11 protein-coding genes and 1 pseudogene are annotated in these 14,129 nt (G+C 62.8%); 5 read left to right on the top strand and 7 right to left on the bottom strand.

Annotated elements, in window-relative coordinates; all coding sequences use genetic code 11:
* Positions 1–11: 11 nt before the first annotated feature.
* From J4E08_RS17020 to J4E08_RS17040, 5 genes are all read right to left on the bottom strand, one after another.
* Positions 12–782: an enoyl-CoA hydratase-related protein gene (locus J4E08_RS17020; RefSeq protein WP_349539522.1), complete on the bottom strand. Its 771-nt coding sequence runs from the start codon at positions 780–782 to the stop codon at positions 12–14.
* A gap of 3 nt (positions 783–785) precedes the next feature.
* Positions 786–1,658 carry a 3-hydroxyisobutyrate dehydrogenase gene (gene mmsB, locus J4E08_RS17025; protein ID WP_349539523.1) on the bottom strand — a complete coding sequence of 291 codons (873 nt, stop codon included), beginning with the start codon at positions 1,656–1,658 and terminating at the stop codon, positions 786–788.
* 19 nt (positions 1,659–1,677) lie between these two features.
* On the bottom strand, positions 1,678–2,709 hold the full coding sequence (locus J4E08_RS17030) for an enoyl-CoA hydratase/isomerase family protein (protein WP_349539524.1): 1,032 nt from the start codon (positions 2,707–2,709) through the stop codon (positions 1,678–1,680).
* Positions 2,706–3,848 (bottom strand): acyl-CoA dehydrogenase family protein, encoded by a 1,143-nt coding sequence (locus tag J4E08_RS17035; RefSeq protein ID WP_349539525.1) that lies wholly within the window; start codon positions 3,846–3,848, stop codon positions 2,706–2,708. Before J4E08_RS17035 ends, J4E08_RS17030 begins: the two co-directional genes overlap by 4 nt.
* Before the next feature lie 269 nt (positions 3,849–4,117).
* Complete coding sequence (locus tag J4E08_RS17040) at positions 4,118–5,527, bottom strand: MFS transporter (protein WP_349539526.1); 1,410 nt, start codon at positions 5,525–5,527, stop codon at positions 4,118–4,120.
* 60 nt (positions 5,528–5,587) lie between these two features.
* On the opposite strand from J4E08_RS17040, the gene J4E08_RS17045 reads away from it, so the two are divergent.
* From J4E08_RS17045 to J4E08_RS17065, 5 genes and pseudogenes are all read left to right on the top strand, one after another.
* Entirely contained in the window at positions 5,588–7,360 is a 1,773-nt protein-coding gene (locus J4E08_RS17045) for a thiamine pyrophosphate-binding protein (RefSeq protein ID WP_349539527.1), read from the top strand.
* Between the two features lie 46 nt (positions 7,361–7,406).
* On the top strand, positions 7,407–8,819 hold the full coding sequence (locus J4E08_RS17050; RefSeq protein WP_349539528.1) for an aldehyde dehydrogenase family protein: 1,413 nt from the start codon (positions 7,407–7,409) through the stop codon (positions 8,817–8,819).
* 24 nt (positions 8,820–8,843) lie between these two features.
* Positions 8,844–9,788, top strand: coding sequence for an SDR family NAD(P)-dependent oxidoreductase (locus J4E08_RS17055; protein ID WP_349539529.1), 945 nt, complete (start codon positions 8,844–8,846; stop codon positions 9,786–9,788).
* Positions 9,789–9,936: 148 nt separating this feature from the next.
* Positions 9,937–11,442 (top strand): carbohydrate porin, encoded by a 1,506-nt coding sequence (locus tag J4E08_RS17060; protein WP_349539530.1) that lies wholly within the window; start codon positions 9,937–9,939, stop codon positions 11,440–11,442.
* 262 nt (positions 11,443–11,704) lie between these two features.
* A pseudogene (locus J4E08_RS17065) lies at positions 11,705–12,875 on the top strand (IS3 family transposase).
* Between the two features lie 306 nt (positions 12,876–13,181).
* Here J4E08_RS17065 and J4E08_RS17070 read toward each other — a convergent pair.
* Together J4E08_RS17070 and J4E08_RS17075 are read right to left on the bottom strand one after the other, a co-directional pair.
* Positions 13,182–13,418, bottom strand: a complete 237-nt coding sequence (locus J4E08_RS17070; protein ID WP_349539531.1) for a hypothetical protein — start codon at positions 13,416–13,418, stop codon at positions 13,182–13,184.
* Between the two features lie 592 nt (positions 13,419–14,010).
* The coding region (locus J4E08_RS17075; protein WP_349539537.1) for an IS3 family transposase at positions 14,011–14,129 on the bottom strand (119 nt) is incomplete at its 5' end.

The following is a 14,129-nucleotide window of genomic DNA, read 5'->3' on the forward strand; positions in this document are numbered from 1 at the left end:
CCCGGGTTGTCTCAGGTTCCGTGAAATTCGGGCGCGCGCTTTTCGAGAAAGGCCTGCATCCCTTCTTTCTGGTCCCGCGTCGCAAAGAGCGAATGGAAGATCCGCCGCTCGAACAGAAGACCTTCGGCCTGGCTGCCCTCTTCGGCCCGGTTGACCGCATCGCGGGCCAGCATGGTCGCGGGCTTGGAATAGCCGGCAATCGTCTCTGCGGCCTCCGTCGCCTCGGCAAGCACCCGGTCATCCGCGACGACGCGGGCCACAAGCCCGGCGCGCAACGCCTCGGCCGCGTCCATCATCCGGCCGGTCAGGTGCATATCCATCGCCAGCGACCGCCCGATCAGCCGGGTCATGCGCTGGGTGCCGCCAATGCCCGCGATCACGCCCAGCTTGATCTCGGGCTGGCCGAATTTGGCGCCCTCGCCGGCGATGGCGAAATCGCACATCATCATCAGCTCGCAACCGCCGCCAAGCGCATAGCCGTTGACGGCTGCGATCTTGGGGGTCCGCAGCTTTGCAAAACGCTCCCACTCGCCGAAGACATCGCGCGCGGCGGCGTCGGCATAGGACATGCCCGCCATCTCGGCGATATCGGCACCAGCCGCAAAGGCGCGCTCGTCTCCGGTGATCACGAAACATCCGACATCGGGATCGGTATCGAGCGCCACCATGCCTTCGATCAGCTCGGATGCGAGCTGGGTGTTGAGCGCGTTGCGTTGCCTCGGGCGGTTCAGGCGAGCCTTCACGACGCGCCCGTTGCGGGTGAAATCCACCAGTTCGGACATGGCTCAGCTCCTCGTCCGGTCAGCGAGCCGGGGCAGCATGGCCGAGAAGTCGCGCCCATTTCCGCCTTCGTGCTCGACGAAGGTTGTGTATAGCTCTTCGGCCAGCCGGCCCATGGGCGTATCGGCCTCGGCGGCCTCGGCGGCCTGCTGGCTGAGCCGCAGATCCTTGAGCATCAGCTCGGCGGCAAAGCCGGGCATATAGCCGTTATCCGCCGGCGATTTCGGCCCGACCCCCGGCGCCGGACAATAGCTGTTCATCGACCAGGACGACCCCGAAGAGGTCGACACCACGTCATAGACCGCCTGCCGCGACAGACCCAGCTTGTCGGCCAGCGCAAAGGCCTCGCAGGTGGCTACCATCGTCACGCCGAGGATCATGTTGTTGCAGATCTTGGCCGCCTGCCCGGCCCCCGGATCGCCGCAGAAGACAGACTTTTGCCCCATGATCCCGAAAAGCGGTCTGGCGATCTCATAGGCGGCTTCGCTGCCGCCGACCATGAAGGTCAGTGTCCCCGCCGTCGCGCCACCGACGCCGCCGGAAACCGGCGCATCGAGCGCCTTCAGCCCCGCGTCCTGCGCCATGGCCGCAACCGCCCGAGCGCTTTCGACATCCACCGTCGAGCAATCGACAAAGCTTGCGCCGGTGGTCATCGCCGGAATGATCTCTGCGGCGACGCTGCGCAGGATATCGCCGTTCGGCAGCATGGTGACCACGACATCCGCCCCTCCCGCCGCCTCGGCCGCCGACGCCGCCATGGCGACGCCCTCGATCTCGACCGCGGCCATGTCAAAGCCGGTCACCTCGTGGCCGGCGCGTGCCAGGTTGGCCGCCATGGGTCCGCCCATATTGCCAAGCCCGATAAATCCGATCTGCATCTTTCCTCTCCCGTTCGGTTCAGACGACAAGGTCGCCTTCGGGGGCCGGCGCACCAAGGATGCGACGCACCTCCGGCGACACGCTCGACAGATCCGTGATCTTCCAGCGCGGCGCGTTGGTCTTGTCCAAGAGGCGTGCACGCACGCCCTCGACGAAATCGCCCTCGATCAGGGCACGGCTGACGAACCGGTATTCCCGCGCGAGCGCCGCCCGGAGCGAAGGCTCGGCCCGCGCGGCCCGGATCGCCTCGAGCGTGGCGCAAAGCGCCACGGGCGCCCCCCGATCCAGCGCCGCCGAGGCCTTCTGGGCGAATTCCGATTGCGCGCCCGACAACATCGCGCGGATTGCGGCGATATCCGCCTGACCGAACACCGCGTCGATCTCGCCCTGCAGCTCGGCCACCGAAGACGCTCCGGGATCCGCGGCAAACGACTGGATGCAAGCCGGGTCGCCTTCCGCACAGAGCGCCACGACCAACGCATCAAGCCTGTCCGACGGGACGACGTAATCGGCCAGTCCGCCATGCAGGCAGTCGGCGCCGGCGAGGCGCGTGCCGGTCAGCCCGACATATTCCCCGGCGTGGCCCGGCATCTGCGCCAGCAGATGGGTGCCGCCGACATCCGGGATCAGCCCAAGGACACATTCGGGCATGGCAAAGACAGTCCGTTCGGTCACGATCCGGTGGCTGCCATGGGCCGAGACCCCGACCCCGCCGCCCATCACGATCCCGTCCATCAGCGCGATGAAGGGCTTTGGATACTCGGCGATCATGGCATTGAGCCGGTATTCATCGCGCCAGAACTGCCGTGCGCCGCTGTCGCGTCCCGAAAGCCCCTCTTCATACAGCGCGATCACGTCGCCGCCCGCGCAGAAAGCCTTTTCGCCCGCGCCGTCGATCAGCACCGCGCGGACGGTGTCGTCGCCGACCCAGCCTGCAAGCGCAGCCTCGATCTTCAGGCACATGTCATGGGTCAGCGCATTGAGCGCCTTGGGCCGTGTCAGCGTGATGCGCCCGACGCGCCCGTCGATGCGAATATCCAGATCGGTCATGCCGGCCCCACCAGATGGCGCGCGACGATCACGCGCATGATCTCGTTGGTGCCTTCAAGGATCTGATGGACACGCAGATCGCGCAGGATCTTCTCGATGCCGTAATCCGCCAGATAGCCGTAGCCGCCATGCAGTTGCAGGCAGGCATCGGCAACGTCCGAGCCGACCTCGGTTACAAAGGCCTTGGCCATGGCGCAGAAACGCGATGCGTCCGGCGCGCCCTGATCGAGTTTCCAGGCCGCCTGCCGCAGAAAGACCCGCGCGGCCTGCAGACGGATTTCCATATCGGCCAGGCGGAATTGCAGCGCCTGGAACTGGTCAATCGATTGCCCAAACGCCTTGCGCTCGGACATGTAGGTGACCGTGGCCTCCAGCGCCGACTGCGCCGCGCCCAGCGAACAGGCGGCGATGTTGATCCGCCCACCGTCCAGCCCGGCCATGGCATAGCGAAAGCCCGCGCCCTCGTCTCCCATCAGGTTGCCTGCCGGAACAAGACAATCGTCAAGCTGCACCTGCCGGGTTGGCTGGGCCTTCCAGCCCATCTTCTTTTCCTCGGCCCCAAAACTCAGCCCGTCACTGCCATCCTCGACGATCAGCGCAGAGATGCCCCTGGGGCCGGCATCGCCGGTGCGGCTCATGACGATATAGGCATCCGAATAGCCGCCGCCGGAGATGAACGCCTTGGTGCCGGTCAGCGCATAACCGCCATCGCGCTTCTCTGCACGTGTGCGCAGCGCCGCCGCATCCGATCCGGCGCCGGGCTCGGTCAGGCAATAGGACATGATCCGTTTCATCGAGACGACGTCTGGCAGAAGGCGGGCCTTGAGCTCGGCGCTGCCATAGCGGTCGATCATGCCCGCGCACATGTTGTGGATTGACAGGAACGCCGCGACCGAGGGGCATGACCGGCTCAGCGCCTCGATCACAAGCGACGCCCCCAGACGGTCGAGACCGGCACCGCCGAACTCTTCCGACACATAGAGCCCGCCGAAACCCAGCTCGGCGCATCCGACCCAAAGCGTGCGTGGTATGGTCCCCTCTTCTTCCCACTTCTCCGCGAAAGGCTTGATCTGCTCTTCACCAAAAGATGCGGCGACATCGAAAACCATCTGCTCTTCACCCGACAGCGCGAAATCCAAGGCAACTCCTCCCAACAATGCGTGCATTCGTCACGGATCCCTGCAGGCTTTCGCCCTCATCCGGATCCATTTATTGTCTGACAATCATTCATACCTACACAAAGGTCGCCGTCAACCGGATTTTCGCGGCATTCGCAAACGCCGGCGAAACCCGGCGCGCGCCCCGCACGCGCGGGTGCCAAACATGAAACGAGGCGCCAAAGGGCGCCTCGCAGAGGGTCCGCAACCCGGCGCCGAACGCTCACGCCCGGCACCGGACAGGGGCAATGTCAGCCCGATGCAGCAACCTGTTCGGCCGACACGACCTCCTCGGGGTCGGACGAATCGTCTTTCCGAAGCACGAGGGCGAACATCACCGCCGCAACCAGGAAGCTGGAGGCGATGAAGGCGATGGCGTATTCGTAGGTGCCGCTCATCTCGAACACGACACTGGACAGTGGCGTCAGGGCAAAGACGAACGGCAGGCTCGTCAGCGTCAAAAGTCCATAGGCCCGCGAGAAACGCGCCGATCCGTAGTGACGCACCAGAAGCACACCGAGCGCAGCCTGCACGCCGCCACCGCAGGCCCCCACGGCAAAGGCGTCGAGCACGAGAAGCGGCATCGAAAGCTGAAACAGGAAGATGCTCCAAAAAACCGTCTGAAGCAGCGCATTGAAGATCAGCGCCTTGCCGCCGCCAAACCGGTCGGCAAGCAGACCAAAGAACAGCGACCCGAGCAGCCCGGCGCCCCCCGACAGCCCGAGAAGCATGTTGGCCTCGGCAAAGTTACGCCCCTGCTCCAGCACGAGCGGCACGAAATGCGCGATCTTCATGGCGCCGCCGCCCACGACAAGGCCGGCCCCGATGGTGATGATCCAGAAAGACGGGCGATTGAGGATCCCGCCCGGCGTTTCTCCGGCGTCGCGGCTGCGCGACGCCACGGGCAGACGTGCGGTGCGATCGATCGCCAGCAGCAGAAACGGCACGAGCACCAACTGCCCGACCGCGAGCCACAGAAAGGCGGCGCGCAGGGAATAGGTCTGCAGAACCCAACCGATCACCAGCGGCACCACCATCACGAGCGCCGGAACGTTCACCAGCCCAAGCGCGCGCCCCTGAAGCCGCTCGGGCACCACCCGCGTGGCCAGCGTCATCGACGGCAGTACCCCCAGCAGCGACACCGCAGGACCAAGCAGAAGAGCATAGATCGCCAGAAGCGCCGAACCGCTCTGCGCGACCGCCAACAACCCGTATCCGGCCGCGCCCAAAAGGGCCCCACAGGCCATGATGAAATGTAGAGAAACCCGCTCGATCAGGCGCCCGACAATCGACGCGGTCAGGGCGAGGCTCACAAGTAGCAGCGAAATCGCGAGCGAACTCTGCGACCGACCGATGACGAACTCCTCCTCGATCGCCATGATCAGTGAGCCAAAGCTGCCAAAGGCAAAGCCCGTGGCAACGTTCTGCGCCAGAGCCGCTATCGCGACCTGCCCCCACCGCGCTTCTGCTATAGGTTCATTCGGCATTCTTTCCTCCCAGCGAATGCAAGTGCAAACACGGACCTGCCCCCTCGACCGGCCCGCTTGACTGGCAAGATCGTACGCTTGGATGGCAAACGTCAAGCTTAATGTCCGACAATCAGTCTTGACGACGCTAATCGCCGAACCTAGGCTCACGCCATCGAGCGATGTCTCCCGCATGTCCCTGCCCCGTCAAATCGGACGGACGGGAGGGATTGCGGTACGAAAGGGAGGACCACAATGAATGCAAAGCCCCGCCAGCACCCCGCCGGCAGCGTCGAATCCCTGGGGGAACGAATTGCCCGCCTTCTTGTGCAGGAAGGCGTCGACCGATTCTTTTCGCTGCCCGAGGTGACCTTCGGAAAGCTGCACCACAAGCTTGACGATCTGGGCTGCAAGCTGATCGCCCCCCACCACGAGACGGTCGGCGGCTACATGGCGGAAGCCTATGCGCAGATGACCGGCAATATCGCCGTGACCGGCGCCAATTCGGGGCCCGGGGTGATGAATCTGTATCCGGCGGTCGCCAATTCCTATGCCGAGAACCTTCCTGTCCTGTATCTGGGGTCCGAGCGCACTTTGCTGGCCCGCAACTCGCCCAGGACATCGCAGTTCCAGCAGGTGCCCAACACCGATGTACTGACCCCGATTACCAAATTCAGAGCAATTCTCGAAGATCCGCTCGAGGCGGACACCCTGTTCCAGGAAGCATTCCGGCAGATGCATACCGGGCGACCGGGTCCATGCTATATCGGTTTGCCCTTCGACCTGCTTCTCGAAGAGCGGGAGTTCGGCCCGCTGATCCCGCCCGAACGCTATCGCCCTGCCACCTTCCTCGATCTGGTGAGCGAGGCAGACCTGTCGCGGATCGCCGATACGCTCGCCAATGCCAGGCGCCCGCTGATCATCGGCGGCAGCGGCATCCGCCTGTCACGCGCGCAAGAGGCGTTCCGCGCGTTTGTCGAATCGCTCGGCGCGCCGGTCATGCTGACCGTCGGCGGGCGCGGCGCGCTGCCCGACACGCATCCGCAGGTGCTGCGCCTCGGCGAGGGGCCGGGCGACCGCATTGCCCGCGAGGCGGATGTCATCATCACCCTCGGCAGCTCCATCGGCGAAAAAACCGGGTTTGGCGGAAACCCCTATGTGCGCAGCCAGACCGGTTTCCCGCAGTATTTCGGCCCCGAGGGCAGCCAGCACTGGATCCAGGTGGATCGGGATCCCGCCGCGATTGGCCGCAACCGGCCTGTCGACGATGCTTTGCTGGGAGACGTGGCACGGGTGCTGCCGCGCCTGACAGGCGCAATCGCAGAGCGCCGTCCGCAGCTTGACCGCGCCGCCACGCACACTGCAAAGACCGAACACGAGACCTATCTGGCGGAGCTCGGACAGGCCGCGACCGGCCAAAGCCCCCTGCATCCGGGCAAGCTGGTGCTGGAAGTGCAAAAGGCCCTGCCCAAGGATGTGATCTGGGTGCGTGACGGCGGCGCCACCTCGGTCTGGCAGATGAACCTGCTGAACCACGAGATCAGCGATGAGCTGACGGCGATGAAACACGGCAACCTGGGCACCGGACTGCCCTATGCAATGGGGGCTGCGATCGCCGCCCGCGACGACGATCGCCACGTCGTGCTTTTCACCGGCGATGGCGCCTTTGGGTTCTACCTGATGGAGTTCGAAACCGCCGTTCGCTACGAGCTGCCCATCGTCATCGTCGTCGCCTACGATGCAGGCTGGTCGCTTGAACTGCCGTATTACATGCATGTCTGCGGCCGCACCTTCGAAATCGACCACCGCCAGATGCGGCTGGACGAAATCGCGCGCCAGATGGGCGGGCATGGCGAATATTGCGACAAGCCGGACGAGATCGTGCCCGCGGTGGAACGGGCGCTGGCCTCTGGCAAGCCGGCCATCATCCAGGCCCATATCGACCGCGACATCAACGCCTACCAGATGCCGAATACGCATATCTGGTCGCGCTGGCATGCGGACAAGGCGGTCTACAGCAGCGACTGAACGACCGCACATACGACGAACCACAGAGCATGAGGGAGGAAGCCACATGACCGAAACAGAGTACAAGATGCTGATCGACGGGTCCCTGACGGGATCGGACCTGACGCTTGACGTCGTCAATCCCGCCACCGGAAATGTCTTTGCCACGGTCCCGCGGGCGAGCGAGGCGGATGCCGAGCGCGCCATCGCGGCAGCAGCCCGGGCCCAGCTGGACTGGGCCGCGCTGGATGTCGAGGCGCGCGCGCAAAAGCTCCTCGCCTTGGCGGATGCCATCGAGTCCGAGCAGGATCTGCTGGTCCGGACACTGGTCATGGAGCAGGGCAAACCACGCGCCGATGCCGAGGCCGAGATCGGCTTTGCCACGATTTTCCTGCGTCACTTTGCCGATCAGCGCCTGCCGGTCGAAGTGCTCGAGGAGTCCGAAGGCTATCATATCGAACTGCACCACCGACCGCTGGGCGTTGTTGCCGGCATCGTGCCCTGGAACTTTCCGTTCCTGATCGCGGCCTACAAACTGGCCCCGGCGCTGATCCTCGGCAACACGTTCATTCTCAAACCCGCGCCCACCACCCCCCTGACCGCGATGGTTCTCGCGCGGATCGCCCAGCCGATCCTGCCCGCCGGCGTGCTCTCCGTTCTGGTGGATGACAACGATCTCGGCCCGCTGCTCGTTGCGTCACCGGATGTGGCGAAAGTGTCCTTCACCGGCTCTACCCCGACCGGTCGCAAGATCATGCAAACCGGTGCGCCGACGCTGAAACGGCTCACGCTGGAGCTGGGCGGCAACGATCCGGGCATCGTCCTCCCCGACGCCGATATCGAGGCCACCGCCGAGAAGGTCTTTGCCTCCTCTTTCATGCTGTCGGGCCAGGTCTGCATCGCGCTGAAACGGCTGTACGTGCACAGCGATGTCTATGACCAGATGTGCGACGCGCTGGCGCGGCTGGCCGAGGCGGCGCCGGTGGGCGACGGTCTGGCACAGGGCACCCGCATCGGACCTCTGCAGAACAAGGCACAGTATGAGAAGGCCAAGGGCTATCTCGACGTGGCCCTGCGTGACGGCAAGGTCATCGCCGGCGGCGAAATCATCGAAGGCAACGGCTATTTCATGAAACCGACCATCGTGCGCGACATCAAGGACGGCTCACCGCTCGTCGATGACGAACAGTTCTGCCCGATCCTGCCGGTGATCCGTTTCGACGATATCGACAACGTGGTGAGCAAGGCGAATGCCGGCGAGTTCGGGCTTGGCAGCTCGGTCTGGAGCCGCGATATCGAAACGGCACGCGACATCGCCGCCCGCCTCGACAGCGGTACGGTCTGGATCAACCATGCCACGCATTTCGCGCCGCACGTTCCCTTCGGCGGTGCCAAGCAATCGGGCCTTGGCACGGAATTCGGCAAGGAAGGCCTGACCGAATTCGCCCAGCGTTCGGTCGTCAGCCTCGCTCATGCCTGATCTTGTGAAAACGGAGTACGCACAATGAGCGAGAAGCGTTTCGATGGAAAGGTCGCCATCGTCACCGGCGCCGGCGGCGGGCTGGGCTATGCCTATGCACGCCTGCTGGCCGCCCGCGGCGCCCGGGTTCTGGTCAATGATATCGGCTCGGATTTCAGCGGCGCAGGCAGCTCGGCCTCCTATGCTCAGGAGGCCGCCGAAAAGATCCGTGCCGAGGGCGGAGAGGTCGAGGCCAACACCGACAGCGTCGCCACCTCAGACGGCGCGGAGCGGATCATCGCCGACGCCATGGACCGCTGGGGTCAAGTCGATATCCTGATCAACAATGCCGGTGTCGTCAGTTCGACCGGGCCGCTTGACGGGGTCACCGATGCGCAATGGCAGCGCGACATGGATGTCGCGGCGGCCGGGACGTTCTTTCTCTGCCGTGGCGTCTGGCGGCAGATGTGGGACCGCGATTACGGTCGGATCGTCAATATCAGCTCGGGCTCGTTCCTGGGTCTGGGAAGCGCTGTGCCCTACCCCGCGGCAAAGGGCGCCGTCTGGGGCATGGTGCGCGGCATGGCGGTCGCCGCAAAGGTCAACGGCAAGAACATCAAGATCAACTCGGTCATGCCGATTGCCGCCAGCCGTATGACGACTCTGATGGGAGAGGAAATCGACGGCATGATGCGCCGGGACTTTCCGCCCCATTCCGTGGCCCCTGTCGTCGCTTCGCTGGCACATGAAGATGCGCCCTGTTCCGGAGAGATGTTCACCGCCGGAGGAGGCGGTTTCTCACGCCTCTTCATTGGCTCCACCCCGGGCTATCGCGGTACCGACAAGGACTGGAGCATCGAGGACGCGATGTCGCGCTTCGATCAGGTCATGGACACGACGGGTTTCAAGATACCGGGCGACGCCATGGAGGACGCGAATGAATATCCATCCGAGGTGCCCTGGATGACGTTCCGCGACGCATCCGTCTAAAACAAACATAAAAAACAAAATCTTGCCAAGAAATTGGCGATGCCAGCACCGGCGGCTTTCGGCGGTGCACCGGGACAGTCATTCGCAAGGCAAGCTTCACGGCAGGAGGAGCCACGGAAGCGCGCCACTCATCATGGGAGGAAACCACATGATCAATAAGACACGGAACGGGACGAAATTCTTCAGCGAGCAGGGCGCCAGAACCGGCCGCGCCGGCAAGGCCCTGAGCCCCCTGACATCGCTTCTGGCGCTGGGGCTGGGCTTGGGCATCGGCGCCAGCGCCACGGCCCAGGAGCTCAGCTTCGACCTGACGGCGGCGGCGGAGGACCCCACGGAGGCCGAGGCCAGCACGGATCTGATCCGGCGTGACCTGCAGTGGCTCGACGAGCACTACAACATGAAGGGGCTCAACCTGCCGGTGCCGCCCTTCGCCGACTCGATCCTCAAGGACAAGGGCGGCCTGCGCTCGAAGTTGAGCAAATATGGCTTCGGGTTCGTGGCGACGTCGATGAACATTGCGGCGCAGAACCTGCTGAACGGCCCAAGGCGCGGGCCGGGCCCGCTGCTCGAGGATGGCAGCTACAGCGATCAGCAATATTGGGGGCAACGCGCTTCGGGCCTGTCGACAAACACGTTCTATCTCAATTACGACACGAGCCGCTGGGGCGTGCCGAACGGCCAGATCTCGGGCTCGGTCATCAAGAGCTTCAGCAGCTGGGATGCCTATTCGCCAGAAGCCTTCTCGCTCGTCGGCCTGTCATGGTATCAGACCTTTCTCGACGAAAAGCTCGAACTCAAATTCGGCTATCTGCAAAGCAGCCTCGAATGGATCGGCCTGTCGACCGGCGGCAACACCGCCAACCCGCTTGGCTCGGCGACGGCCATTCCCTACGAATTGGGGATGTCGACCTCGCCGTCCCCGGCACCCGGCATCTGGGCGAAATACCACTTCAACGATGAATACTACAATCAGATCGGCGTTTTCCGCAGCCTGCCGATCAACGGGCCGACCGGAAACCCGATCTACGACAGCACGATCCTGAACCCCGATGGCCTGTCCTTCAACATCGAGAACGGCAAGGCGTTGGTGATGAATGAATTCGGCTACAAGAGACCGGCGACCCCCGGGCGCGGCCAGAAATGGATCCGTGGCGGGTTGATGTACAACGATTCCGATTTCCCGAACTTCCGGGACGGCGGTACGCAACAGGGCTCCTGGGGCGCATATCTGGTGGGGGACTGGCAGGTTTCACAATTCGCCCCCGGCTCCCCCGCGACCGCCTATAAGGGGCTGTATCTGGGGGCCAGTGCGATGTTCGGCGACGAGAAGAGCCTTGCATTCTCAGACTACTACGAACTGCGCGCCTATGTGGTCGGCCCATTTGAATCGCGACCGGCGGACCAGGCCGCGCTGGTCGTCACCAACAGCGGCATCAGCCCCTTCCTGGTCGATAATGTGAACAGCGCCTCCGATCTAACCGGGGTCTATGCCAACAGCGACACCAGCAGCGTGGTTGGTTCCTATACCGCGCGGATCACCGACGGTGCCTATGCCACATTTGGCCTGTCCTATACCGACAATCCAACCCTGACCTATCAGAAAGGCGACAAGAGCAGCCTGAATTTCATGACGGCGCTGTTCGTGAACTTCTAAACGGCCGCCTGCCTTTCGCAGCGACCGCCCCCCGGACATCCGTAACGGCCCAATTGATGCCACCTGCCTGACGACGGCGGGGCGCGCTAAGACATGTGCATAAAGACGTCGTTATGCACGTGTCTTAGCGGGCGAGGCCATATTTGGCGAAGTTCTGGGCGTTGAGCGACGCCGACGGTGGAGTGACGACGAGAAGAGAGGTGGTCGCGGAAATTCGGACCAGCACGTAAGGTGGGTCGCATGACGAAAGAAGTGATCCAGAATGAAGAAACGAAAGAACCATTCGCCAGAGTTCAAAGCCAAGGTTGCGCTTGAAGCGATCCGTGAGGAGATGACGCTGGCGGAGCTGTCCAAGAAATACGGCGTTCATCCGACGCAGATCGGGACCTGGAAACGAGCGGCGATAGAGAACATGGCCACAGCATTTACGCGCCGAGGTGCGGCCCCGGAACAAGTGGGTGCGGCTGACGTCGACAAGCTGCATTCCAAGATTGGGCAGTTGGTCGTGGAGCGGGATTTTTTGGCCGAAGCCTCGCATCAGTTGCTCGGGGCGCGAGGCAAAAAATGGTGAGCAGAGATCATAAGCTGAGCGTTCGCCGCCAGTGCGCACTTCTGACGCTGACACGGTCCAATCTGTATTATGAGCCGAAGGCCGAGAGTGCTGAGAACCTGCGGTTTATGGAAGTCATCCATTGCCCGGCAGTCGATACGCAGTATCGATGAGAGGGGACAAACAGTTCCTGGAAACGCCCTGGTATGGGTCACGCCAAATGGCGCGCTTTATGCAGCGCAACAACCACAAATGTGGGCGGCATCGTGTGCGCCGCCTGATGCGTCTTATGCGGCAGGTGCCGATTTACCAGGAACCCAACACCAGCAAGAAGCATCCACAGCACAAAATCTGGCCATATCTGCTCAGGAACGTGGTGATCGACCGGCCCAACCAGGTCTGGTGCGCTGATATTACCTATATCCCAATGCGACGTGGCTTTTTGTATCTGGTAGCGATCATGGATTGGCACAGCCGCAAGGTTCTTGCCTGGAGGCTGTCCAACAGCATGGACGCGGACTTCTGCGTTGAGGCCCTGAAAGAGGCTTTGACCAAGCACGGTAAGCCGGAGATATTCAATACAGATCAGGGCAGCCAGTTCACCAGCGGTGCTTGGATCGACGAGCTGACGGACGCAAAGATCAAGATCAGCATGGACGGGAAAGGTGCCTGGCGCGACAACCGCATGATCGAGCGGCTCTGGCGGGCACTCAAGTACGAATGCGTCTATCTATACGCCTTTGAGAGAGGCTCAGAGGCAAAGATTGGCATCGGAAAGTGGCTGGCCTACTACAACGCCGAACGCCCCCACTCGACACACGGCATATTGACCCCCGATGAAGCCTATGCCAGCAAAATAGAACCAATGAGATTAGCAGCCTGAAATGAAACCCTGATCCACCTTAACAGGGCTGCAAACTGGTCGAAAATCTAGGACCACCTCTCTATGGCGCATTGCGACGCCGGTTGAAGCAGGAGCCATCCACCCCATCAGCTCTCCGCCCTTTTGTGCCAGCGCCTGGTCCGAGGCTCGAAGGTCGTGGAGGGGCTGGGAGCGGTCAACGGCTGTTCACTTCATGGACGGCATTTTGGGGCCGAAGGTTACATATCTACCGCTGTGCCCGACCGAGATATCCGCTTTCCTCGCCATTCGGGAGTATGTAGCAAGCACCGAAACGGCCCCCCGCCACTACTTCCAGCTTTCATCCATGAAGCGTTTCATGTCGAAATCCGGATCTCGTGGCCCCATGCGTTCAACCTGCTCCTGAAGCGAATGCACACGTTTGCGCAGGTCTTCGATAGCCGTCAAACTATGGAGTTCACGAAGCAAAACCGACCTTAGGTGGTCATTGTAAACATCAGACGACACATCCGCCTCGGCCATCCGCAACAGCAGAGACTTCAAGCGCTCAACTTCATCGTCCATCGCTAATGCTCCTTGCAAAAATCTCACGCTCTGCCACTTGCGATCGCTCGTAGGCACGAACGTGTCGGCCACCGCAGGTGACTGTCGGGCCCCCTTCCCTATCCAGCCGCCGCGCCAGATGTATCGGGGCAACCCGCGCCGAGGTGGCAAGCTGTCCAAGCGTGAGGAAACGCGCCTCAAATTCCCAAATACTGGATTGGGTTATCAGGGAATGACGATGATTGGTATCTGCGTTGAGGCGTTTCGCGTGACCAAGGTAGCCCGCATCCCGAAGCGCCCGAATGGATCCGACGCCGATTTTCAGGTAGGCTGCGGCTTCCAGCGGCGTGAGGTCTCGCGTGGCGGTCGGGGTGTCGCGCACGCCAACGTCCACATCTTGCGGCACATAGATCGCCTGAAGTCCTATCGCGTCTGCCCCCCCGGACAAAACCGCCGACCTTGCCCTCCTGCCAGAGAGTGATCAGACGAACCAGTCCAATCCGTTGATGTCGGCAATGGTCGCGAAGCGGAAGGAAGGCCCCGGCATCGGGCAGTTCAGGCAAGGTAGCCGCTTCTGGACCTGTCGCGCTTTCGTGCCGCCCCAGGTGCTCGTTTAGGCCACCTTCCGCTCGAACGCGACAGGGCTTTTCCAGCCCAACGCTGAGTGTCGGCGTCGCGGATTGTAGAAGCCGTTGATGTATTCAAAGATGGCCATCTGAGCTTGCCGCCGTG

The organism is Sagittula sp. NFXS13 (assembly GCF_040148795.1).
Lineage (GTDB): Bacteria > Pseudomonadota > Alphaproteobacteria > Rhodobacterales > Rhodobacteraceae > Sagittula > Sagittula marina.

Excerpts from the sequence above, each read along its gene's own strand:
- J4E08_RS17020 (WP_349539522.1), bottom strand. The coding sequence starts at position 782 with ATGTCCGAACTGGTGGATTTCACCCGCAACGGGCGCGTCGTGAAGGCT.
- mmsB (WP_349539523.1), bottom strand. The coding sequence starts at position 1,658 with ATGCAGATCGGATTTATCGGGCTTGGCAATATGGGCGGACCCATGGCG.
- J4E08_RS17030 (WP_349539524.1), bottom strand. The coding sequence starts at position 2,709 with ATGACCGATCTGGATATTCGCATCGACGGGCGCGTCGGGCGCATCACG.
- J4E08_RS17040 (WP_349539526.1), bottom strand. The coding sequence starts at position 5,527 with ATGCGGGAGACATCGCTCGATGGCGTGAGCCTAGGTTCGGCGATTAGC.
- J4E08_RS17045 (WP_349539527.1), top strand. The coding sequence starts at position 5,588 with ATGAATGCAAAGCCCCGCCAGCACCCCGCCGGCAGCGTCGAATCCCTG.
- J4E08_RS17050 (WP_349539528.1), top strand. The coding sequence starts at position 7,407 with ATGACCGAAACAGAGTACAAGATGCTGATCGACGGGTCCCTGACGGGA.
- J4E08_RS17055 (WP_349539529.1), top strand. The coding sequence starts at position 8,844 with ATGAGCGAGAAGCGTTTCGATGGAAAGGTCGCCATCGTCACCGGCGCC.
- J4E08_RS17060 (WP_349539530.1), top strand. The coding sequence starts at position 9,937 with ATGATCAATAAGACACGGAACGGGACGAAATTCTTCAGCGAGCAGGGC.
- J4E08_RS17070 (WP_349539531.1), bottom strand. The coding sequence starts at position 13,418 with ATGGACGATGAAGTTGAGCGCTTGAAGTCTCTGCTGTTGCGGATGGCC.